This is a genomic window from Limnochorda sp. L945t (assembly GCF_035593305.1).
Taxonomy (GTDB): domain Bacteria; phylum Bacillota; class Limnochordia; order Limnochordales; family Geochordaceae; genus Carboxydichorda; species Carboxydichorda subterranea.
This window is the reverse complement of sequence record NZ_CP141615.1, coordinates 653,673-676,441: the sequence shown is the minus strand read 5'-3', so window position 1 is coordinate 676,441 and position 22,769 is coordinate 653,673. Positions and strand designations below refer to the sequence as shown.

At 70.5% G+C, this 22,769-nt stretch carries 15 protein-coding genes and 1 pseudogene; all 16 read right to left on the bottom strand.

What is annotated here, in order from left to right; genetic code table 11:
* Nucleotides 1–147 precede the first annotated feature (147 nt).
* The 16 genes and pseudogenes from uvrA to U7230_RS02995 all read right to left on the bottom strand — a co-directional run bounded on the left by uvrA (nt 148) and on the right by U7230_RS02995 (nt 22,479).
* Nucleotides 148–3,129 (bottom strand): excinuclease ABC subunit UvrA, encoded by a 2,982-nt coding sequence (gene uvrA / locus U7230_RS03065; protein ID WP_324717274.1) that lies wholly within the window; start codon nt 3,127–3,129, stop codon nt 148–150.
* A 55-nt stretch (nt 3,130–3,184) separates the two neighbouring features.
* The gene (uvrB, locus tag U7230_RS03060) at nt 3,185–5,215 is read right to left on the bottom strand and encodes an excinuclease ABC subunit UvrB (protein ID WP_324718176.1); all 2,031 of its coding nucleotides are present in this window, start codon (nt 5,213–5,215) and stop codon (nt 3,185–3,187) included.
* A 115-nt stretch (nt 5,216–5,330) separates the two neighbouring features.
* Nucleotides 5,331–6,407, bottom strand: coding sequence for a divergent polysaccharide deacetylase family protein (locus U7230_RS03055; protein ID WP_324717273.1), 1,077 nt, complete (start codon nt 6,405–6,407; stop codon nt 5,331–5,333).
* The gene (locus U7230_RS03050) at nt 6,404–7,684 is read right to left on the bottom strand and encodes a PDZ domain-containing protein (protein ID WP_324718175.1); all 1,281 of its coding nucleotides are present in this window, start codon (nt 7,682–7,684) and stop codon (nt 6,404–6,406) included. The genes U7230_RS03055 and U7230_RS03050 overlap by 4 nt, the downstream gene beginning before the upstream one ends.
* A gap of 14 nt (nt 7,685–7,698) precedes the next feature.
* A complete protein-coding gene (locus tag U7230_RS03045; protein WP_324717272.1) occupies nt 7,699–8,952 on the bottom strand; it encodes a S41 family peptidase in 1,254 nt (417 codons plus the stop codon).
* Entirely contained in the window at nt 8,949–11,096 is a 2,148-nt protein-coding gene (csaB, locus tag U7230_RS03040; RefSeq protein WP_324718174.1) for a polysaccharide pyruvyl transferase CsaB, read from the bottom strand. The genes U7230_RS03045 and csaB overlap by 4 nt, the downstream gene beginning before the upstream one ends.
* Nucleotides 11,097–11,098: 2 nt before the next feature.
* Complete coding sequence (locus tag U7230_RS03035) at nt 11,099–13,024, bottom strand: DUF5693 family protein (RefSeq protein ID WP_324717271.1); 1,926 nt, start codon at nt 13,022–13,024, stop codon at nt 11,099–11,101.
* A 64-nt stretch (nt 13,025–13,088) separates the two neighbouring features.
* Nucleotides 13,089–13,826 (bottom strand): LmeA family phospholipid-binding protein, encoded by a 738-nt coding sequence (locus U7230_RS03030; RefSeq protein ID WP_324717270.1) that lies wholly within the window; start codon nt 13,824–13,826, stop codon nt 13,089–13,091.
* A gap of 8 nt (nt 13,827–13,834) precedes the next feature.
* A protein-coding gene (gene prfB / locus U7230_RS03025; RefSeq protein ID WP_404980548.1) for a peptide chain release factor 2 occupies nt 13,835–15,011 on the bottom strand; the annotation gives its coding sequence in 2 pieces (ribosomal slippage) (nt 13,835–14,914 and nt 14,916–15,011; 1,176 coding nt in all).
* 38 nt (nt 15,012–15,049) lie between these two features.
* Nucleotides 15,050–15,340 (bottom strand): SEC-C metal-binding domain-containing protein, encoded by a 291-nt coding sequence (locus tag U7230_RS15375; protein ID WP_404980624.1) that lies wholly within the window; start codon nt 15,338–15,340, stop codon nt 15,050–15,052.
* A gap of 39 nt (nt 15,341–15,379) precedes the next feature.
* Nucleotides 15,380–18,034, bottom strand: a pseudogene (gene secA / locus U7230_RS03020) (preprotein translocase subunit SecA); the annotation flags it as partial.
* 41 nt (nt 18,035–18,075) lie between these two features.
* On the bottom strand, nt 18,076–18,957 hold the full coding sequence (locus tag U7230_RS03015) for a hypothetical protein (protein WP_324717268.1): 882 nt from the start codon (nt 18,955–18,957) through the stop codon (nt 18,076–18,078).
* Nucleotides 18,958–19,162: 205 nt separating this feature from the next.
* Nucleotides 19,163–20,275, bottom strand: coding sequence for a hypothetical protein (locus U7230_RS03010; protein WP_324717267.1), 1,113 nt, complete (start codon nt 20,273–20,275; stop codon nt 19,163–19,165).
* A 16-nt stretch (nt 20,276–20,291) separates the two neighbouring features.
* Nucleotides 20,292–20,873: a ribosome hibernation-promoting factor, HPF/YfiA family gene (hpf, locus tag U7230_RS03005; protein WP_324717266.1), complete on the bottom strand. Its 582-nt coding sequence runs from the start codon at nt 20,871–20,873 to the stop codon at nt 20,292–20,294.
* A 108-nt stretch (nt 20,874–20,981) separates the two neighbouring features.
* Nucleotides 20,982–21,641, bottom strand: a complete 660-nt coding sequence (locus tag U7230_RS03000; RefSeq protein ID WP_324717265.1) for an amino acid ABC transporter permease — start codon at nt 21,639–21,641, stop codon at nt 20,982–20,984.
* A gap of 31 nt (nt 21,642–21,672) precedes the next feature.
* Nucleotides 21,673–22,479: a basic amino acid ABC transporter substrate-binding protein gene (locus tag U7230_RS02995; RefSeq protein ID WP_324717264.1), complete on the bottom strand. Its 807-nt coding sequence runs from the start codon at nt 22,477–22,479 to the stop codon at nt 21,673–21,675.
* Nucleotides 22,480–22,769 lie beyond the last annotated feature (290 nt).

Genomic DNA, 22,769 nt, shown 5'->3' with positions numbered 1-22,769 from the left:
TGGAAGCTGCACCAGCCCTCAGGATGCCCGGCGAGCGCATGCGTATACCTCCCGCCGGCGGGGTCGGCGGCCACCGATCTGCCTGTCCAGGCATGAGGGCGGGTGCGCCCCTGCCGTCCCACCGCCCTCGGAGAAGCCCCCAGAGGTTCACAGGCTTGCGCCCCGGGCGCGGCCGCCGGCCCGCCCCGCCGCCGGCTCTGCCGCCATCGCTGCCCGAGGTGACGAGGCTGCCGCCGGGCGGGCCGTTGCCGATGGCAGAGCCGGGGCCGCCGCGGCGTGTGGCGCCGTCGCCACCCCGTCGCCGCCCCACAGCACGCTCCGAAGGTACACGCCCGTCCACGACCCCGGCGTCTGCGCCACCTGCTCGGGCGTCCCCTCGGCGATGACCCGGCCTCCCTCGTCGCCGCCCTCGGGCCCCAGGTCGATGATCCAGTCGGCGCTCTTGATGACGTCGAGGTTGTGCTCGATGACCACGACGGTGTTGCCCGCGTCCACCAGCCGCTGCAGCACGTTGAGCAGCTTGCGCACGTCGTCCATGTGCAGGCCCGTCGTCGGCTCGTCGAGGATGTAGAGCGTCCGCCCCGTGTCGCGCCGGCTCAGCTCCGTCGCCAGCTTGACCCGCTGCGCCTCCCCGCCCGACAGCTGCGTCGCCGGCTGCCCGAGCCGGATGTACCCCAACCCCACGTCCTGCAGCGTCTGGAGCTTGCGATACACCCCCGGGACGTTGCGGAAAAACTCCACCGCCTCGTCCACCGTCATGTCGAGCACGTCGGCGATGCTCTTCTCCTTGTACTTGATCTCGAGCGTCTCCCGGTTGTACCGACGCCCCTTGCACACCTCGCACGGCACGTACACGTCCGGCAGGAAGTGCATCTCGATCTTGATGATGCCGTCCCCCTGGCACGCCTCGCACCGGCCGCCCTTGACGTTGAAGCTGAACCTCCCCGGCCGGTACCCCCTCGCCCTCGCCTCCGGCACCAGCGCGAAGACCTCCCGGATCCCGGTGAAAGCCCCCGTGTACGTGGCCGGGTTGGATCTCGGCGTGCGCCCGATGGGCGACTGGTCGATGGCGATGACCTTGTCCAGGTGCTGCGTGCCCAGCACGGCGTCGTGCGCGCCCGGCCGTACCGAGCTCGCCCCGTTGAGCTCTTTCGCCAGCCGCTGGTACAGGATGTCGTTGACGAGCGTGCTCTTGCCTGACCCCGACACTCCGGTCACGCAGACGAAGACCCCCAGCGGAAAGCGCACCCGGATGTTTTTCAAATTGTGCTCCCGGGCCCCGACCACCTCGAGCCACTTGCCCGTCAGCGGCCGCCTCAGCGGGGGCACCTCGATGCGCCGCCGCCCGCTCAGGTACTGCCCCGTGATGGAGCGTGGCTCGGCCATGATGGCCTCGACCGGGCCGGCCGCCACCACCTCGCCCCCGTGCACCCCGGCCCCCGGGCCGATGTCGACCACGTAGTCGGCCTCCCGGATGGTCTCCTCGTCGTGTTCGACGACGATGACGGTGTTGCCCAGGTCGCGCAGGTGCTTGAGGGTGGCGAGCAGCCTGCGGTTGTCGCGCTGGTGCAGCCCGATGCTCGGCTCGTCCAGGATGTAGAGCACGCCCACCAGCTGCGAGCCGATCTGGGTCGCGAGGCGAATGCGCTGCGCCTCGCCTCCCGCCAGCGTCCCCGCCGGCCGGTCCAGCGTCAGGTAATCGAGCCCCACGTCGGCCATGAACTGAAGCCGCGCCCTGATCTCCTTGAGCACCTGGACGGCGATGAGGCGCTCCTTCTCGGAGAGCTGCCCCTCGAGCTCCCCGAACCACGAAAGCGCCTGCCGCACCGACATGGCCGTCACCTGCATGATGTTGAGCCCGCCGACCGTCACGGCCAGGCTCTCGGGGCGCAGCCTCGCCCCCCCGCAGTCCGGGCAGGGGCGGGAGCTCATGTACACCTCGATCTCGCTGCGCGCCCAGTCGGACTGCGCCTCGCGGTGGCGTTCCTCGAGGCTGGGAATGACGCCGGGAAACGGGTGCGAGTAGGTCTTCACCTGCCCCGCCAGCGTGCGATACTGGAAGGTGACCGGCTTGCCCCGCGTCCCGTACAGCAGCACGTCGACCTGCTGATCGGACAGCTTGCCGATGGGCTTGCGCGGGTCGATGCCGTACTCCCGGCAGGTGGCGTCGAGCAGCGCCTGCAGCCACCGGCTCCCGTTGTCCTCCCACGGCCGGATGCCGCCGTCGGCGATGCTCTTGCGCCGGTCGAGCACCAGCTCCGGGTCCACCTCCATGCGCACCCCGAGTCCGCTGCACGTCCGGCAGGCCCCGTACGGGCTGTTGAACGAGAACATCCGGGGCGAGATCTCCTCGAAGCTGAAGCCGCACTTCGGGCAGGCAAACTTCTCGCTGAAGGTGAGCGGCTCGCCGCCCACCACGTCCACCACGACGATGCCCTCGCCCCGCCGCAGCGCCGTCTCCAGCGAGTCGGCCAAGCGGGTGGCGACGTCGGGGCGCACCACGATGCGGTCCACCACGACCTCGATGGTATGCTTCTTGTTCTTGTCGAGGTCGGGCACCTGGGCGACGTCCATCACTTCGCCGTCCACCCGCACCCGCACGAACCCGTCGCGCCGGATCTCGTCGAACAGCTTGCGGTACTCGCCCTTGCGCCCCCGTACCACCGGCGCCAGCACCTGGATGCGCGTGCCCTCCCCGAGGCCCATCACCTGGTCCACGATCTGCTCCACCGTCTGCTGGGCGATGGGCTCCCCGCAGCGGGGGCAGTGAGGCCGCCCGATGCGGGCAAAAAGCAGCCGCAGGTAGTCGTAGATCTCGGTGACGGTGGCCACCGTCGAGCGCGGGTTTTGGCTCGTGGTCTTCTGGTCGATGGAGATGGCCGGCGAGAGCCCCTCGATGAAGTCGACGTCGGGCTTGTCCATCTGCCCCAAGAACTGGCGCGCGTACGCCGACAGCGACTCGACGTAGCGCCGCTGCCCCTCGGCGTAAATGGTGTCGAAGGCGAGCGACGACTTGCCCGAGCCCGACACTCCTGTCAGCACGACCAGCCGATCCCGCGGGATGGTGAGGTCGATGTTTTTGAGGTTGTGCTGGCGAGCTCCCTTGATGACGATGGCGTCAGCGCCCAACGGCGTTCAAGACCCCTCGTGGCGGCGAAGCCAAAGTAGCCGGCGCAGCCGGCGCCTACCCTACCGGCACGTAACCGAGCAGCTCCTGCCGCAAGGCCTTGATCTGGTCCCGCAGCTCGGCGGCCTTCTCGAACTCCAGCTGCCGGGCCGCCTCGTACATCTCCTCTTCGAGACCGCGGATGAGCGCCGACAGCTCCTCGGGCGCCATCTCCCGGGCCTTCTGCTGCAGCCCGCGCAGGCCCTGCTGCTTTTGCTGCTCCTGCTCGGCGCGGAAGGCCTGCACGATGTCGGTGACGGCCTTCTGGATGGTGCGCGGCACGATGCCGTGCGCCTCATTGTACTCGATCTGAAGCCGCCGGCGCCGGTTGGTCTCGTCGATGGCCCGCTGCATCGACTCGGTCACGACCTCGGCGTACATGATGACCTTCCCGCGCACGTTGCGAGCCGCCCGCCCGATGGTCTGGATGAGGCTGGTCTCCGACCGCAGGTACCCCTCTTTGTCGGCGTCGAGGATGGCCACCAGCGACACCTCAGGCAGGTCGAGCCCCTCCCGCAGCAGGTTGATGCCCACCAGCACGTCGAACTCGCCGAGCCTGAGCCCCCGCAGGATCTCCACCCGGTCGAGCGTCTCCACCTCCGAGTGCAGGTAGCGCACCCGGATGCCCATGTCGGCCAGGTAGTCGGTGAGGTCCTCCGCCATCTTCTTGGTGAGGGTCGTGACCAGCACCCGCTCGCCCCGGGCCACCACCTCGCGGATCTCGTGGACGAGGTCGTCGATCTGCCCCTGGATGGGCCGCACGACGACCTCCGGGTCGACCAGCCCGGTCGGCCGGATGATCTGCTCCACGATCTGCTGGCTCTTCTCCCGCTCGAACGGCCCCGGCGTCGCCGAGACGAAGATCACCTGGTGGATGTGCCGCTCGAACTCCTCGAACCTGAGCGGCCGGTTGTCCAGCGCCGACGGCAGCCGGAAGCCGTAGTCGACCAGCGTCTTCTTGCGCGAGTAGTCGCCGTTGTACATGCCGTGCAGCTGCGGGATGGTCTGGTGCGACTCGTCGATGAACATGAGGAAGTCCCGCGGGAAGTAGTCGAGCAGCGTGGTCGGCGTCGACCCCGGCGCCCGCCCGCTCAGGTGGCGGGAGTAGTTTTCGATCCCGTTGCAGTAGCCCACCGTCGCCAGCATCTCGAGGTCGAAGCGGGTGCGCTGCTCGAGGCGCTGCGCCTCCAGGAGCTTGCCCTCGCTGCGGAAGTAAGCGAGCCTCTCCTCGAGCTCCTGCTCGATGGTCTCGAGGGCCCGCCGCAGCTTCTCCTCCGTCGTGACGTAGTGGGTGGCCGGGTAGATGGTCACCGTCTCGGGCTGCCCCAGCACCTCGCCCGTCACCGGGTCGATCTCCAGGATGCGGTCGACCTCGTCGCCGAAAAACTCGATGCGCAGCATCGTCTCCGAGTAGGCCGGGTAGATCTCGATCGTATCTCCCCGTACCCTGAAGGTGCCCCGCTTGTATCCCACGTCGTTGCGCTCGTAGTGCACGCCGACGAGCCGGCGCAGGATGTTGTCGCGGTCCCGGAAATCGCCGTGGCGCAGGCTCAGGGTCATCCCCACGTAGTCGTCGGGCGACCCCAGGCCGAAGATGCACGAGACGCTCGCCACGATGACGACGTCGCGCCGCTCGAAGAGGGCGCTGGTCGCCGCGTGCCGCAGCCGGTCGATCTCGTCGTTGATGTTGGCGTCCTTCTCGATGTAGGTGTCGGTCTGCGGCACGTAGGCCTCGGGCTGGTAGTAGTCGTAGTAGCTGACGAAGTAGTGCACCGCATTGTCTGGGAAGAACTGCCGGAACTCGTTGGCCAGCTGCGCCGCCAGGGTCTTGTTGTGCGCGATGACCAGCGTCGGCCTTTGCACCCGCTCGATGATCTTGGCCATCGTGAAGGTCTTGCCGCTGCCGGTCACGCCGAGCAGCGTCTGGTACTTGAGCCCTTGCTCGACCCCCCGGCTCAGCGCCTCGATGGCCTTGGGCTGATCTCCCGCCGGCTCGAAGTCGGAGACGACCCGGAAGCGCCCCGGCAGTTGCGCAGGCCGAACCGCCATCGCCACCGGGCCTCACGCTCCTCCCGTACACCCATTCGGACTCGCCTGCGATTATACCATTCCCCGCCGGCACCGGGAACCGAACAGGGCGTTACGAGGGTGCAAACCGGTGCGTTCAGCGGTGCAGGAGCGCCGACACGGGGACCAGCAGGACGCCCTCCCGGCGCAGCTGCGGGAGCATGGACTCGAGGGCCGCCGCCGTGGCCGGGCGCACGTGGCCGATGACGACGGCCGCGCCCGTTCGCAGGGCGCGCTGCACGGCGAGCTGCAGGCGCGAGCGCACGGCCTGCACGCTGGGTTCGCCGTCGAGGAAGAGCTGGTTGCGCGCCCACGGCACCCCCATCGCACTCGCCACGGCGGCCCCTACCGAGTGAGGGCTCGTCGCGCTGTCCACGTAAAACATCCCGTGGCGCGCCACCTCCGCGAGCACCTGCCGCATCACCCGCGGGTCGGCGGTCGCCCTGGAACCCATGTGGTTGTTGACGCCCACCGCTCCCGGCACCGCCTCGATGGCGCGGCGCACCGCCTCGCGGACCTCGACGTCGTTCATCTGGGTGGTGACGGCGCCGGGGCCGGGGCTGACGGAGGGGTCGTCCGGTTCCATGGGAAGGTGCACGAGTACCTCGAAGCCGCGGCTTCGCGCCCGCAAGGCCTGCTCGCGGCTGTACGGCAAGAACGGCAGGATCGCCACGGTGATGGGGGCGTCGAGCTTCAGGAGGCGCTCGGCCGCCTGCCAGTCGTACCCCCAGTCGTCGATGACGATGGCAAGGCGCGCCCGGATGCCCTCACGTCCCAGGGGTGTGCCGGGGCGGAGGCCCGGCGGCACGCCGCCGCCCGGCAGCTCTTCGCCGGGGAGCACGGCCATGCGCTCGGGAGCAAACCCCATCGTCCACAGCGGAGACAGGGGCGTCACTGCTGGCGGTTTGGGCCATCCTTCGGCCAGCGCCCGGTACGTGGCCGCGTCCTGTGCTGCGACGAGACGCGTGTACACCGCCAGGCCCTGGCAGAGGAGAGCGAAGCTCCCGCCGGCAAGAGCCGCCAAGAGGAAAACGCCTGCGAGCACCGGCCACCGCGTGCGCCACGGCCCGCCGGGGGCGCGGGGGCGCCGGCCCGTGCCCTCCCCGGTGGGCATCACCCCCGCGGGCCATACGCCGCCGGCCGGCGGCGCCGCGCCCCCGCCTCTGACGGTCAAAGAGGTCGCCCTTCCAGGCGCCGGCGCAACCGCCGCCACCAGCGCTGCAGGGGACCCGACATCTGCAGGGTCACGTACCGGGGTTCGTCGGGCTCGGGGGCGGGCACGATGCCGAGCGGGGGCACCCTGCCCGGGTAGCGCACCACCCGGCGGCCCCGGGAAGGGCCGAGACGGTTTTCCACCTCGAGCTCGACATCCACCGACCACGGCTCCATGGCGGCCTGGAGCTCCTCCCGGTTGCGCACCGCCTGCCCGTTGAACGCCCGGATCAGATCCCCGGGATGCAGCCCCATCTGCGCCGCCGGCGTGTTGGGCAGCACGTCCAGCACCATGACCCCGTCCCGGCTCACGAAGACCGGCTCGCCGTGCTCCCGCCGGCGCCCCCAGTGGATCAACAGGTCGTGCCCGAGGGGGGAGAAGATGGCCGCCACCCACGCCAGGGCGGTCACCTGCCGCGCCCCCAGGGCCAGCGCCAGGAGCAGCAGGCTGAACAGCACCAGCCCGCCCGCCGAGTCGCGCGCCTTCACCCGGGGGTCGCGGGTCACCGTGAAGTCCCCGTAGCCGAGGCCGGCCACCACGGGCAGCAGGTGGAAGACCATCTCGTGGCCGGCCGGCACCGGCGTGCGCGGGCCGAAGAGCGGCCACCAGTCGGGCATCGGCACCGTCTGGCCGGTCACCATCTCCCGGGCGACCACGAACCCCACGGCCGCCACGAAAGGCAGCGGCCACACCTTCTGCAGGGCGAAGCCGCCCACCACCTGGCCGTCAGGTTGCTTGATGTAAAGCGGTGTCGGGCTGATGTGGCCGTCGAGCCAGACCAGGAGCGCCTCCACCAGGTGCAGCGCCCCCACGAGCGCCATCACGGCCGGCACGTCCACGCCCAGCCTCCAGCCGAACAGCGCTGCTACCAGCGACGCGAGGGAACCGAGCCCGCCCGCGTACGCGAAGCACATGAACCGTGGCTGCACCAGCGCCAGGGCGAGCGCCATGAGGAACAGGATGCGCCAGGTGTCGATGAAGCTGATGTCGAAGGTGATGCCGAGCCCCACGAAAAGCGCCGTCGCCAGCGCCCCACCCAGCAGCCCCATGCCGAGCGCCTGCAGCGTTTGCCGGCGGGTCGAGGTGCGCACGACGCCGAACATGTACTGTTCGACGGCAGCCGACCGGGCGGCTTGCACGTAAACGAACCAGACCACGACCGACAGCAGCAACAGCGCCGTGGGGGATGCGATGAGCCCCAGCAGGCTCTCTCCGATGAGCCGCAGCAGGTCGCCCACAGGCAAGTGGCCGGTCAGCCTCCTTCGGCGCGCCCGCCCGCCTGCGCGAGCTGCCGGGTCAAGATCTCCATGGCCTTCTGGATCTGCACGTCGTTGAGGTCGACCTTGCCGGAGGCGAGCGGTGGCGCCTCCTGGTCGCCCTCCGGCACCTTGACGACCACGTCGGGCTCGATGCCCTCGTTACCGATGTACCGCCCGCCGGCCGTCTGGTATTTCTGGGTGGTGACCGTCAGGGCGTCGCCGCGCCCCAGCGGGATCACGGTCTGCACGAGCCCCTTGCCAAACGTCTTGGTCCCCACCAGGGTCGCGACCTTGCGATCCTGCAGGGCGCCCGCCAGGATCTCCGAGGCGCTGGCCGACCCCTTGTTGACCAGCACCACCGTGGGCACCAGCGGGTGCGCCCGGACCGAGCCTGCCTCGATGGTGTGCCGTTCGCCGCTGCGGCCGACGACGTGGACGACCGGGCCATCTCGCAGAAAAAGGCTGGCGACGTCGATGGCGGCCGTCAACAGCCCGCCGGGATTGTTGCGCAGGTCGAGGATGAGGGCGCGGTAGTTTTTCTGCTCCAGGGTCGACAGCGCCCGCTCCATCTCGGCCGGCGCGTCCTCGGAGAACTGCAGCAGGCGCACGTACCCGATCTGCCCGGGCAACAGTTGCACCGTCGACACGGCGGGCACGACGATCTCTTCCCGGGCGATGCGCACCTTGAACCGCTTCTGCTTGCGCTCGACGGTGAGCTCCACCGTGGAGCCCTTGGGCCCCCGGATGAGGGTCGTCGCCTCCTCCTGGGCCATCTCGCTGGTCGGTCGCCCGTCGACCTCCACGATCCAGTCGCCGGCCTGGAGCCCCGCCTTGGCCGCGGGCGTGCCGGGGATGGGGGCAACGACGGTGAGCTTGTTGTCCTGGATGCCGATGTAGATCCCGATCCCGCCGTAGTGGCCGCTCGTGTCGATCTGGAACTGCTTGTACGCCTCGGCGTCCATGTAGCGGGTGTACGGGTCCTTGACCGACTCCTTGAGCATCCCGTTGATGGTGCCGGTGCGCATGTAGGCGGCGAGCATGTCGACGGTGCTGACGGGCTCGAGGTAGTGGGTCTTGATGACGCCGATCACCTCGAGCGCCGTGGCGAGGTCGTCGCCGGATCGCGCCGAGGCGCCCTGGGAGGGAGGAGCGCCCATGCTCAAGAGGCTCACGCCCACCAGGGCCCCAACGGCCAGGGCGGTGACGATGACGATCGCCGGCCACGCCTTCCCCATAGGACCCTTCAAGCGCTCGCCTCCCCGGATCCGGGACCGCGGGTGCTTCTGCCCTGCTCACCCATTATAGAGGTATTTGACGCCGACCGGGCACTCTCGGCAGGATTCGGGGCGCGGGCCCGGCCATGCCGTCCCCACCGCGCCGCGAGCACGTGCGCGGCAAAAAGCGGCAACACCCGCATGCGGCCGGCCCGCCGGGGCTCACGCACCAACCGCCAGAGCCACTCGAGCCCGGCCTTTCGGGCCAGTGCCGGGGCGCGGCGGCTCTTGCCGGCCCAGACGTCGAAGCTGCCCCCCACGCCCATGGCCACCCTCACCGCGCCCGCCAGGCGCTCCCGGTGGCGGGCGATCCAGAGTTCCTGGCGAGGCGAGCCCATGCCGACGAGCAAGAGCGCCGGCCGGGCCTGTTCGATCGCCGCGAGCAGGGCCTCTTCCTCGGGGCTGTCCGGGCGGAAGTATCCGTGGTGCGTCGCGACCACCCGCAGCCCCGGGAGGCGCTGCCGGAGCCGCAGCGCCGCCTGTTGGGCCACGGGCAGCCGCGAGGCGGCCGGTTGGCCCGGGGCGCCGCCGACGAAGACGACGGGCCGGCCGGAAGCCGCGCAGGCGGCCAGGCATCGTTCGGCCAGCTCGATGCCCGGCACCCGGCCCACGGCCGGCCAGCCCAGCCGGCGGCACGCCCACACGACGCCGATCCCGTCGGGCACCAGCAGGTCGGCCTGCTCGAGGACCCGGCGGAAGCCCGGGTCGTGGCGGGCCGCCATGATCATCTCGGGGTTGAGGGTCACCACGTGCCGCACCGGCTGCGCCCGGGGCTCGCAGGAGCCCTCTCGCTCCGCCATCCACCGCTCGATGGCCCTCGCTGCCTCCTCGAGCCCCAGCAGGTGGACGGGCACGCCCAGCACCTCGCCCGCGGGCGGGAGCGCCCCTGCATGACGGACGGGCTCCCGCCTCGGGGGCGAGACGGGTCCCGGCGGAGCGGGGACGGGAGGTTGCTGCTCGGTGGCGAGCACGGCCCGGCGAACGGCCTCGACCGCCCCCATGGCCTTCGCCACCATGGCCGGCCGCAGGCGCTGGAGGTGGGTAACCAGCACCGGCCGGTCGGCGAGCGCGGACCGCAGCCGCATCTCCCACGCCCGCACGTCCGCCCCGTCTTCCGGAGCCAGGGGAGGGATCGGCCACCGAAGCTCCGCCCCGGCGGCCTCGACCTTGGGGTCGTAGGCCACCCCGACGAACGGCACGCCCGCCATGGCCGCCAGGATCAAAGCGTGCAGCCGCACGGCGACCACCAGGTCCCACGACGCGAGGCGATCGAGCGCCTCCTCGGGGCTCGGGGGAGCCTGCGTCACCGTGACCCGCACCGCTGCCCCCGTCTCCGCCCGCACCCCGCGCTGCAAGCTCCCGGCCATCTCCCGGCAGGCCGGGAGGTCGAGGCCAGGCTGGAAGGCCATCACCTCGACCTCGAGGCCGGGCCTTCCCAGGCGAGCGAGCGCCCGGCCCAGCGCCACGCCGGCCTCGGCGGTCGTCACGGGCTGGCCCTTCCACTCGCGCCATACCACGCCGGCCTTGAGACCGGCCCGCTCCTCGTCCCGGCCGCCCGGCGCCTCAGGGGAAGGCAAGGCCGTGGGGAAGCGCGAGGAGCCGGCAGCCCCGTGCGGCTCTGCGAGGAGCCACGCGGCGTCGGCCACCACCTGCACCCTGGCCGGATCCACTCCCATGGCGACCAGGTCGTGGCGCGACGCCTCGTCGCGTACCGTGACGGCCGCCGCCCGGTTCGCCTCCCAGGCGACCAGGCGCCTCAGCCATGGCCGGTGCACGGGCCCGATGCCCTGGGCGAACCAGACGACGCGCGCGCCGTGCAGGCGGGCGAGCTCCATCACGAAGAGGTAGTAGAGGAGGCTTCGCACGCTGGTGACGTCCTGGAGCAAGCTCCCTCCGCCGCTCACCAGCACCGTCGCGCCCCGCACGGCACGCCACGTGGCGCCCGGGGCGCGGCTTTCTGCTTCGACCCGGTGCAGTTGCCGGGTGACCGGGGGATCGGAAGAGAGCACCACCAGCCGGGCGTCTTCACCCAGGTGGTGACGAAGGCCCCGCAGCGCGCCGGCCAGGACGGCCTCGTCCCCCAGGTTGCCGAACCCGTAATAACCCGAGAAAAGTATTTTCAGGGGGTGACGCCGAGTCCCCGTTGCGATCGCTCCTGCTGCCCCCCGGCCACCGCCCGCAGCCGGGCACGCCGCCTGGCGCCCGCTTCGAGCCGGCCGGCCACCGCCCAGACGAGCGCCGCGGCGAGCAGCCCCAGGGCCATCCCGTTCAACTCCCGCTGCAGCGTGATGACGAGCGGCGTGTGGAGATGGGCGAAAGTATTGGTCACGGAGACGGGAGCGATGGAGGCAGCCCCCATCACGCCGGCCCACAGCAAAGGCCATTCCCGGGCCCAGCCCCGGCTCCACATGAACAGCCCGGCGGCCAGGGCCGGATACCCGATGAGAAACTCCTTGGTCCGGGGCCGCACCGAAAGGCCCGTCTCGAGCCAGCCCCGGAGCGCCCGCTCGAGCTCCGAGACGGCCCCCGCCTCGTTGCCGGTGCGCAGCACGTAGTAGGCTCCGGCGGCGACCAGCACCACGGCCAGTGCCGCGTCAACCCAGCGCACGGGCCGGACCAGCCAGCGGCGCACCTGCTCCCCATCGGCCCCCGCCAGCGCCAGGGCACCCGCCGCCACCGTCACCGGCGGCAGCACGTGCACGAGCTTGACCCCCCTGAACTGTTCCAGCCGCAGCATGAACAGACTGTCGCTGAGCAGGCTCGCTACCAGCAGCCCCCCGATCAGGCCCACCAGCGCGACCGCAAGCCACGCCCCGAGCGCCCGCAGCGTGCTGCCCTGCCCCCGGCTCCCGACGAGGCTGCCGTCCGGGCGCTGCGGCCGCCCGGCTACGGACAGCCCGGCGGCCATGGCCGCCACCGGCGCCACCAGGGCCACCCCGAACGCCCCCATCTGCCTGGCCAGCACCGACAGGGCACTATCCCATCCCCGGGCGTGGGCCACCACCAGCACCGCCCCGGAGAGCACCCCCAGGGCGGCCGCCGCGACGGCCACGAGCGGCGAGGCCAGCGCACGGGCGCCCGCACCGCCGGCCGATGCCCACCCGGCCACGAGCCACAGCAACAGCCCGGCCGCGCCCACGCCCGCCAGCAACAGCGTCAGGGCGCCGGGCCCCCTCCAAAGAGGCGCCGGCCGGGCAAGCCCCATGGTGTACCCTTCAGCCCTCAACCGCCCGGCGAGCCCGGCCACCAGGGCCAGGGTGTCCTGCTCCTGCGGTGCCGGCCGCAGGTACAGCACCCGCACCCCGCGCTCCCGTACCGCCCGCACGTACCGGTCGATGGAGGCGTCCACGCCGGCCCGTTCGATCTCTTCCGACTTCATGCTGTGCACCGCGACGCCCGCCATGCCCAGCGAGCGGGCCAGCTCCGCGGCGCCCGCCTGCCCGGCGAACTCCACCAGGCCTACCGCGAAGTGCCCTTCTTCCATGGGCGGCCGGACGGTCTCGAGGTCCGGGACCCGGGCCCCCTCGAAGATGACGACGCGGCTCGCCGGCACGCCCTTCGTCGCCTGTGCGTCGAACCACGGCACGATCCGCGGGCGGTCGGCGTAGCGCAGCAAGACCGGCAGGCCCGCCTCCCGTGCGGCGGCCAGCGCGTCCTGCGGGAGCCCCACGCCGAAGGCGTGCGCTCTTGGCGCCGCCGCCGGAATGGCGAGCGGCGGCTGGCCCGGTTGCAGCAACCACGTCACCGGGGACTGCACCGGAGCCGCGGGCGCGGGGAGGCGCAGCATCTCCATCTGTACCGGTGTCATCAAGAGCGCGTCGCCCCGGCTGACGAGTTCGCCGGCGGTCTGCTCGGGGACGGCCAGCGACGTCACGCCGGCCTTCGCCAGTTCCCGGACGAGCTCGGCCGGGGGACGGTCCCACTGCTCCGCGGCCGCTTGCAGCGACGGCCAGTCGAAGGTCAGTTCCACGGGGCCCCGGGAAGCCTGCTCCCGGGCAAGGCGTGGCACCAGCACCCCCGCGGCCCCTGCCACCCCCAGGGCCACCAGCAGCCCGCCCGCGACCCATGCCAGCGTGAGGTGCGCGCCGGGGCCGTCGGAGCGCCGCCCGTTACGATGGAGGCCGGTAACTCGCGAAAAGATGGAGCTCGCCCTCCCCTACGGTCACCCTGTCGATGGCGACCGGCACCGGAAGCTGCCCGATCTCGATCCGCAGGGGGCTGTCTGCGCCCGCCAGGCTCAACGCCAGCGCCTGCGCGCCTTCCCGTTCGATGGCGAGGCGGTCCGGCACCACGGCCACCACGTTGCCGGGCTCGACCTGCAGCTTGCTGTCCAGGCTGATCCGCACCGCCTGGTCCTGCAGCTGCGCGTCCATCAGCAGCCGGGGCCCCTGCGGCAGAAGCTGCACGTGCAACAGCCGGGCCAGCTCGTAGGTGGCCTGGAGATACCGGTTGACCGACTCCTCGCTCACGACCATCTCCATGTCGAGCCGCCGGGCCCTGGAGACCGAAAGCCCCCCGCCGCCCGCCAGCTTGCCCATGTCGAGCTGCAGGGCGTCGCCTACCAGCGAGAACCGGTCCGCCACCAGCTCCCCGGCGCGAAGCGCGGTGCCCGAGATCTCCAGGTGGTCGATCTGCCCGGCCAGCACCCGGTATCCGGGGCGGGTCTCCAGGCGCACTTCCAGCGAACCGGCACCGTCCAGGCTCGACAGGAGCGCGTCCCGGATCCGCTGCTCCGCCGAACGCGGCAGGCCGCTGCTCCAGGCCAGCACCCCGACGGCGGCAGCTCCGAGGAGGATCGCCGCTGCACCCGCCGCCACCAGCAGGCCGGGCCCTCGGCGCCTCGGCAACGCCCCTCTCATCGGCGGGCCGGCGCGCCGGCCGCCTGCCAGCGCAAGTAGGCCTCGATGAACGGCTGGAGCTCGCCGTCCATGACGCCCTGGACGTCTGAAGTCTCGTACCCGGTCCGGTGGTCTTTCACCATGGTATACGGGCAAAACACGTACGACCGGATCTGGTTGCCCCAGGCGATCTCGCCCTGCTCGCCCCGCAGCGCCTCCAGCTTTTCCCGCTGCTCGGCCATCTTGCGCTCGAGCAGCTTCGCCTTGAGGATGCGCATGGCCGCCTCACGGTTTTGGAGCTGGGAGCGCTCGCTCTGACAGCTCACCACTATGCCCGTCGGCAAGTGGGTGATGCGTACAGCCGATTCGGTCTTGTTGACGTACTGTCCTCCGTGCCCGCCGGCACGAAATGTCTCGACTTTGATACTTTCCGGGTCGACCTCCACGGCGACGTCGGTCGGCAGATCCGGCAGCACGTCGACCGAGGCAAACGAGGTGTGGCGCCGGCCCGAGGCGTCGAAGGGGGAGATCCTCACCAGGCGATGGACGCCCTTCTCGGACCGGAGGTACCCGTAGGCGTTGGTCCCCTTGATGGCCAGCGTGGCGCTCTTGATCCCCGCCTCGTCCCCGGGCAGGAGATCGAGGAGCTCCGCCTTGAAGCCGCTCTCCTCGGCCCACCGGCGATACATCCGCAAGAGCATCTGGGCCCAATCCTGCGACTCCGTGCCCCCCGCCCCCGGATGAATGGAGAGGATGGCGTCGTGAGGATCGTACTCGCCGCTCAACAGGGTCTCGAGCTCGAGCCGCCTCAACGCCTGCGAGGCGCGCTCGAACTCCTCGAGGATCTCCCGGCCGGCGGGCGACTGCTCGACCGCCGCGTCCTGCTGGCCCGACTCCCGGGCCTCCGCCCGGGCCAGCTCGAAGAGCACCGCGAGGTCGTCGACCTGGCGGGCCACCTCCTCATACGACTCCTGGATGCGCCGCAGCCGGCGCATCTCCTCGATCAGCGAGCGGGCCCGCTCCTGGTCGTCCCAAAAGCCCGGCGCCGCCATCTCCTGCTCGATGGCGTCCGCCCGGGCGCGCTTGCCGGGGATGTCAAAGAAACTCCCTCAATTCGGCGATGCGCCGTTGCCGCGTCTCGATCTCCTCTGCCAGGGTGCCCCACGCCCAGATGGGGCGCGCCGGTTTGTCCATGCCTCGCTCGTCCTCTCCTGCTACGGGTCACGCCCGCGTTACTGGTTGCGCCCGTGGCAGTGCTTGTACTTCTTGCCGCTGCCGCACGGGCACGGGTCGTTGCGGCCGATCTTGACGGCCACGCGCCGCTGGACCACCACGGGGCCCTCCGGCTCTTTGCCCTCGGCCGGGCCGGCCGCCGCACCGTCGGCCGCCGCCCCCTGCGACGCCACCTGCGCGATACGGGATCTGGCCTGCGCCTGGCGCCTGGCCCCGCCCCGGCGCCCTGCCCCGCCGTTGCCATCCTCGCTCCGGTTGAGGCTGACCTCGCGCAACCTCCGCCGGGCCATCTCCTCCTGCTCCGCGGGGCTCACGAGCTGCACCCGGAACAGGTAGCGCAGCGCGTCCTCCTGGATGGAGGTCACCATGGCGTTGAACATGTTGAACGCCTCGAGCTTGTACTCGACCAGCGGATCCCGCTGCCCGTACGCCCGAAGCCCGATGCCCTCCCGCAGGTCGTCCATGGCCCGCAGGTGCTCGGTCCACTTGGAATCGATGACCCGGAGCAGCACCACCCGCTCGAGCTGGCGCATGGCCTCCGCCCCGAGCTGCTGCTCGCGCCGGGCGTAGGCGTCCTGGATCACCGAGACCAGGCGCTCCCGGAGCTCCGGCCGCTTGAGCCCCTCCAGAGCGGCGACCTGCACGGCGCCCGGCCGGTTGACGATGTCGTTGACCCGCTCGCACAGCTGCGGCAGGTCCCAGTCCTCGGGGTGCACCTTCTCGTCGGCGTAGGTGGCCAGCAGGCCATCCACCAGCCGGGCGGCCATGTCCAGGATGCTCTCCCGCAGGTCCTGGCCGGTCAGCACCCGGCGCCGCTGCTCGTAGATGACCTCGCGCTGGCGGTTCATCACGTCGTCGTAAGCGAGCACCTGGCGACGGATCTCGAAGTTGCGGGCCTCGACCTTCTTCTGGGCGTTCTCGATGGCCCGGGTGAGCTGCATGTTTTCGATGGGAACGTCCTCTTCCCACCCCAGCCGATCCATGAAACGCCGTACCCAGTCGGAGGCGAACAGCCGCATCAGGTCGTCTTCCAGGGAGACGTAAAACCGGGACGAACCCGGGTCGCCCTGGCGGCCCGAGCGGCCCCGCAGCTGGTTGTCGATGCGCCGGGCCTCGTGGCGCTCCGTGCCGATGATGTGGAGCCCGCCGAGCTCCACGACCTTTTGGTGCTCGGGCTCGGTCTCCGCCTTCGCCTGGGCCAGGAGCTCCGCGTACAGCTTTTGCGCCTGGGCTATCCGTCGCTCCCGCTCCGCCGCCGCGGCATCGGCCGGCCCGTCCACGGCGGGCTTGCCGTCGAGCCGGGAAGCCGCGCCCGCCGCACCGTCCGCCGCCCCGCCCGCCGTCCCGTCCGGCCCGGCCCCGGTGCCGTCCGGGCCGGCGCCGTTTCGCGAGAGGCGTCCTCCGGCAAAGCGCGTCCTCTCCACAGCCTCGGCGACCTCGTCGTCGGAGAAGCCCCTGGCCTTGAGACGCTCCCGGGCCAGGTACTCGGGATTGCCGCCCAGCACGATGTCGGTGCCGCGGCCGGCCATGTTGGTGGCGATGGTGACCGCACCGAGCTTGCCGGCCTGGGCCACGATCTGGGCCTCTTTCTCGTGGTACTTGGCGTTGAGCACCACGTGCGGGATGCCGCGGCGCGTCAGCATCTCGCTCAAGCGTTCCGACTTCTCGATGGAGACCGTACCGACCAGCACCGGCCGCCCGGTCTTGTGCAGCTCCTCGATCTCGGTCACGACCGCGTCGAACTTGGCCTTCTCCGTCTTGTAGACGGCGTCGGGGTAGTCGGTCCGGATCATCGGCTTGTTGGTCGGGATGACGACGACGTCCATCCCGTAGATCTTCTGGAACTCCGCCTCCTCGGTGGCGGCCGTGCCCGTCATGCCGGCGAGCTTCTTGTACATGCGGAAGAAGTTTTGGAACGTGATGGTGGCCAGGGTCTGGCTCTCCCGCTGGATCTGCACGCCCTCCTTGGCCTCGATGGCCTGGTGCAGCCCGTCGCTGTACCGGCGGCCGAACATCAGCCGCCCCGTGAACTCGTCGACGATGATGACCTGGCCGTCCTTGACCACGTAGTCGCGATCCCGCTTGAACAGAGCGTGCGCCCGCAGCGCCTGCTGCAGGTAGTGGGTGAGCTCGAAGTGCCGGTCGTCGTACAGGTTGTCGACGTTGAGCATCTTCTCGACCTTGGCCACGCCGGCCTCGGTCAGCGCGACGGTCCGGGCCTTTTCGTCGACGGTGTAGTCCTCGCCCTCCCGAAGGCGCGGCACGAGGCGCGCCATCGTGTAGTAGTGCTCCGTCGACTCCTCCGCCATGCCCGAGATGATGAGAGGGGTGCGGGCCTCGTCGATGAGGATGCTGTCCACCTCGTCGACGATGGCGTAGTAGAGCTCCCGCTGCACCATCTGCGAGACGTCCCAAACCATGTTGTCCCGCAGGTAGTCGAAGCCGAACTCGTTGTTGGTGCCGTACGTCACGTCGCAGGCGTAGGCGCGCTTGCGCTCCTCGAACCCCATGTCGTGGGCGATGACCCCCACGGAAAGCCCCAGGAACCGGTAGATGGCGCCCATCCACTCCGCGTCGCGCCGCGCCAGGTACTCGTTGACCGTGACGACGTGAACGCCTCGCCCCAGCAAAGCGTTGAGGTACACGGGCATGGTGGCGACCAGCGTCTTGCCCTCGCCCGTCTTCATCTCGGCGATGCGGCCCTCGTGGAGCACGATGGCGCCCATCACCTGCACGTCGAACGGCCGCATCCCGAGAGTGCGACGGGCCGCCTCCCGCGCCACGGCAAACGCCTCGGGCAAGAGCTGGTCCAGGGTCGCGCCTTGCTGGATCCGCTCCCGGAACGCGCCGGTCCTGGCACGGAGCTCCTCGTCCGAAAGGCGCAAGACCTCCGGCTCCAGGGCATTGACCTGGGCCACGATGCCGTTGAGGCGCCGGATTTCCCGCTCGTTCGGGTCGATCACCTTTTTCAACAGACCCAGCAACGGACCTCCGCCACACTTCCCGGGCCCGAAGGCCGCCGCTATTATAACCCGGCCCCCTCCGGCGGCGAAAGTTTGGCCAGCGCCTCGAGGGCCGCAAGGGCCCCGGCCAGGGCGGCGTTATCCGACAGCGGGCTCGAGCCGCTCGCCCAGCGTGGAGGCGACGGTGCGCCGGCCGGCGCCTGGAGCACCATGACCACCACCGCCGGTACCGACGAAGGCCCCGCCACGTCCACCCAGTGGAGCACGGCAGGCCCCCCGCCCGGGAGCCGGCCCCCCAGGGCGTCGACCACCGCCCGGGCGCCGAGCAGCGAAGCCAGGCTCTCGCCCTGCGGCCCCCGCGCCGAGCCCGTCACCTGCCGGCTCTCGCCGTCCGACAGGGCCACGCTCACCTCGGTCTCGCCGGGCGCCATCCGGATCGTGACGGACTCGAGCCGCCACGGAAACTCGGGCCGTACCGCCACGGCCGCCGGAAGGCGCGGCGAGACCATCGGGCGCTGCGCAGCAGACGGGAGCGGGGGCGGCCCCGGGAGGGCCTGCCCCACCGGCTCCGAAGGCTCGGGGCGAGGCTCGAGGGGCCCCTCGGCCTCTTCGATCGGCTCCCACACGGGGCCGGCCCGCCCCTCCACCACGGGCGCAGGTCCCGGTGGGGGACCAGGGCGAGCCCCCGTCCGGGAGCGGGGGCCCCCCTCGGATGCCCCCCGGCTTCGCGTGACCACCACGCTGACTTTCTGGTGAGGGATCGAAACGTTGAAATGTACCAACAAAAGGGTTTGGATATCCCGAACCACCAGCTTGGGAGGACGCTCGCCCGTCACCACCACGTGGATCTCGCTCGGGCGCCCCTCCCGGTCCCAGAGGACGCGGCAGCCGACCACCCCTTCGATGGTCTCGATCAGCTCTTCGAGCTGACGCTCCGCCGGCAACCGCATCGACACGTCTTCACCGGATTCGGCCTGACCGGCGGGACCGGGCTGCCTGTCGGCGCGGGGGCGGGTCGGGCGAGGGTCATGGGAACCCACCGATGGTTTTGTCAGAGCCGCTCACCTGCCTGTGGCCGTAGTAAGAGGAGCACGCTTGTCCCGGCCGCTCGTCGCAAGAGAGTGCCCCTTCTCGCAAGCGCAACGGACCTCAGCGCGCGCCGCCGACCCCCCGCAACCTGGCGTCTACGAGAGCCCACACCCCTCCGCTGACCAGGGAATGCCCACCGAGCAAAGTAGGGATCGTCGCCTCCTGCGCCGCCCGGGTGAACTCGCGCAACCCGGGATGGCGAATCTCCTCCCACGCCCCCACATCGGACCAAAAACGCTCGGCCTGGGTCAGAGCCCACCGGCGATGGGCGAACAACACCCGTGTGTCGAGCAGCGCTGCGGACGCGATCCGAGCGATCCGCTCGAACAGCCCCCGGCTGCCCACGCTCTCCCACAGAAAACCGATCAACGAAACGACCTCGCCTCGTACGTCCCGCCCCAGGGACTTCATGCCGCGCTCCTCGGAGAAGACCCGCAGCCGGCATCGGGTACGATCGTCCAGGTAATGAAACAGGGGAGACCCGATCCGGCCGAAAATCAACAGGTCCGCCGCAGGGTCGTCCATCACCCCCATCACCGCCTTCACCCGGCGCAGGTCGAGCGGCTGCGCCTCGAGCGCCCGCCGGGTCTCCGGGCCTGTGCCCGGGTGGATGCTCAACGCCAGCAGATCGACGGGTGTGTCGATGTCGAAGTGGAGGCCGAGGGTGCGAGGAGGGTGAGCCAGGGGCAGGCCTGCGTCGAGATTGAGCGCCATGGCAAGGCTGTTGTCCATGGCGGGCAGATCGATGCCCCGGATCGCGCTCGCGGGCGTGAAAGCGACCAGATCGGCCGAATGCACGTTGTTGGCGATGACCACCCGGTCGTGACGGGCGAGCTCTCGGGCGACCCACGCCAGGTCGTCCGGGGTGGCCAGGGCCCCCAACCCTCCGCTCATGTAGATGACCCGGTCCAGGCGGCGCCGCTCGATGATCTCCCCCAGACGCTTGCCGAAGTGGAAGGACGGCTGTCCCCCGTCCCAGTCCACCTCGGCTCCGGCCGCCCGGACCGAGGCCGCCAGTTCCTCGCTGTCGGTGGCGACGATCACGCGATCGATGGCCCCGCACCCCAACGCCCTTCGCGTGGTGTCGACGACCACCGCCCGCCGCACCGCGGCGAGCATACGTTCGACGCTACTGGCGGCCTGCCCCCCTTCGAAGATGACGAGGCTCACCATGGAGAGAGGCCGAGCCCTATTCGCCGGGCTCGATGAGTCCGTAGTTGCCGTCCCGCCGCCGGTACAGCACGTTCATCTCGTCGGTGGCGGCGTTGCGGAAGACGTAAAAGTCGTGCCCCAGCATCTCCATCTGCAGGATGGCTTCGTCGACAGCCATGGGCTTCATGACGAAGCGCTTGACCCGAACGACCCTGGGCGCGCCGGCCTCGGAGGCTTCGGCCGGCTCCTGCGCGGCGACCTCCGGCGCTTCGGCCTCCTCGCCCTGGCGGGCGGGCTGGCTCTTGGGCTCGAAGCGCGACTTGAAGCGCAAGAACTGCCGCTCTGCCCGCTCAACCGCCTCGTCCACGGCGCCCAGCGCCTCGCCGGAGCGCCCGACGCCCCTCAGGAAGACGCCGCCGAACTGCAAGGTCACCTCGGCCGTGTACTGCCCCCGCAAGAAGCCCAGCGCCACCTCGGCGCGGACGGCAGCGTGGTTGTTGAAGTAGCGGCCGAGCTTGGACGCCTTGCGTATCGCCTGCTCCCGCAGCGCCGGCACCACGTCCACGTTCTTGCCCTTGACGACCACGACCATCCCGGTGCTCTCAGCACTGGTACCCATCGCGGCAACCGTACCTCCCTACGGTCCTCTCTCGCCCCCGGGACGCCTGCGCCTCACGGAGGGATCCTTCCGTTTGATCCGTCCAATCCCTCTTCGGAGGGAGCGCGCTCAGGCGGTCACCCGCAACCTGCGCTCCATCCAGGCCAGGAGGTAGGATACCACCTTGGTCATGACCAGGTAGAGGATCGTGACCGCCAGGAGCACCTCGAAGTAGCGGAAAGTACGGCTGCCCAGGAGCTGCCCGCGCCGCATCAGGTCCTCGAGGGCGATGACCGAGACCAGGGACGAGTCCTTCAGCATCGCGATGAACTCGTTGCCCAGGGGCGGCAGGATCCGCCGGAAGGCCTGGGGCAGGACGATGTAGCGCATGGTCTGCGAGTAGTTCATGCCGGTCGATTGGGCCGCCTCGATCTGCCCCTTCTCGATGGACTGGATCCCGGCCCGCACGATCTCGGCGATGTAGGCCGCGCTGTTGAGGCTGAGCGCCAGGAGGCCCGCGGCCAGGCTGGAGAGCGGAAAGCCCAGGATCTGCGGAAGCCCGTAGAAGACGAACAGGATTTGCGCCAGAAGCGGCGTGCCCCGGAAGACGTCCACGTACCCGGAGGCCACGCGGGACAGAGGGCGAAAACGCGAAAGACGCAAGAGCGCAAGCGCCGTGCCGAGCACGACGCCTGCGCTCACCGAAAGCACGCTCAACACGAGCGTCGTCTCGACGCCCGCCATCAGATAGGGAAACGCGCTCCAGACGATGTCCCAACGAAAGCCCATCGTTTGCTCGAGGCCGGCATCCTACGCCCGGCTACCGTCCGATCCAGCGGGCATAGATCTTGTCGTAGGTACCGTCGCGCTTGATCTCCTGGAGCACCTCGTTGATGGCCTTCAACAACTCCGGCCGGCCCTTGCGCACCGCGATGCCGTAGTACTCCTCCGTGAAGGGCTTGCCGACGAACTCGATCTGGCCTGGGTACTCCTTCACCAGCTCGACCGCCACCGGCAGGTCGATGACCGCGGCATCGGCCGAACGCTGCATGACCGCCTGGACCGCCAGCGGGGTCGTGTCGTACTTGTCGATCCGGGTGACGCCGGCGATCTTCTCGCTGGCGAACTGCCCCGTCGTGTTGATCTGGACGGCGACGACCTTGCCCTTGAGGTCATTGGGCCCCTTGACGCGCGTGTCGCCCTTGCGCACCACGATGATCTGGCCGGCGTTGAAGTAAGGGTCGGAGAAGTCGACCGCCTCCTGGCGCTCGGGGAGAATGGTCATGGCCGAGATGACGACGTCGTAGTTGCGGTTGTTGAGCCCGGGAATGAGCCCGTCCCAGCCGACGTTCTGGATGACGACCTTGGCTCCCAGGCGCTTGCCGATTTCGCGGATCAGATCCATGTCAAACCCGCGAAACTCGTCGCCCTCCATGAACTCCATCGGAGGGTACGTCGCGTCCGTGCCCACCCGCAGCGTCTCCGGCACACCGGGCCGGGGCGCGGCCCCCACGCCGGCCGCCCCGGCGCCCCATGCCATCGCGGCCAGGACGACCAGGGCCGCCGTCCATCCGGCGCGCCGCACGATGCTTCGTCGACAGCTGGGCTCCAGCGCTCCCCTTCTCATGGTGCCCCACCGCTCCTTCCGTGCGCGACCTGACACTCCATACCGTAACCCGAAGCTCCGCCGGGCAGGCCCGCCACCGGGCTGACCTGGCCTTTGCCCCCACACCCGCCTGCCGGGGAGCTCAGCCCACCCAGTCCCGGGCCGTCTCGAGGATCCCATCTCCGGGCTTTCGCTCCCTCTCCGCCTGGCCCGCCCAAAGGGGCCGGCGGGCAGGACTTACAGCTAAGCCGCGCCATGCTCGGTCGCCGCCGCCGGCCTCCTCGTGCCGGCCGGCGGCGGCGCCTTACGTG

Excerpts from the sequence above, each read along its gene's own strand:
- uvrB (WP_324718176.1), bottom strand. The coding sequence starts at position 5,215 with ATGGCGGTTCGGCCTGCGCAACTGCCGGGGCGCTTCCGGGTCGTCTCC.
- U7230_RS15375 (WP_404980624.1), bottom strand. The coding sequence starts at position 15,340 with ATGGCCCGGCGGAGGTTGCGCGAGGTCAGCCTCAACCGGAGCGAGGAT.
- U7230_RS03010 (WP_324717267.1), bottom strand. The coding sequence starts at position 20,275 with ATGGTGAGCCTCGTCATCTTCGAAGGGGGGCAGGCCGCCAGTAGCGTC.
- hpf (WP_324717266.1), bottom strand. The coding sequence starts at position 20,873 with ATGGGTACCAGTGCTGAGAGCACCGGGATGGTCGTGGTCGTCAAGGGC.
- U7230_RS03000 (WP_324717265.1), bottom strand. The coding sequence starts at position 21,641 with ATGGGCTTTCGTTGGGACATCGTCTGGAGCGCGTTTCCCTATCTGATG.
- U7230_RS02995 (WP_324717264.1), bottom strand. The coding sequence starts at position 22,479 with ATGAGAAGGGGAGCGCTGGAGCCCAGCTGTCGACGAAGCATCGTGCGG.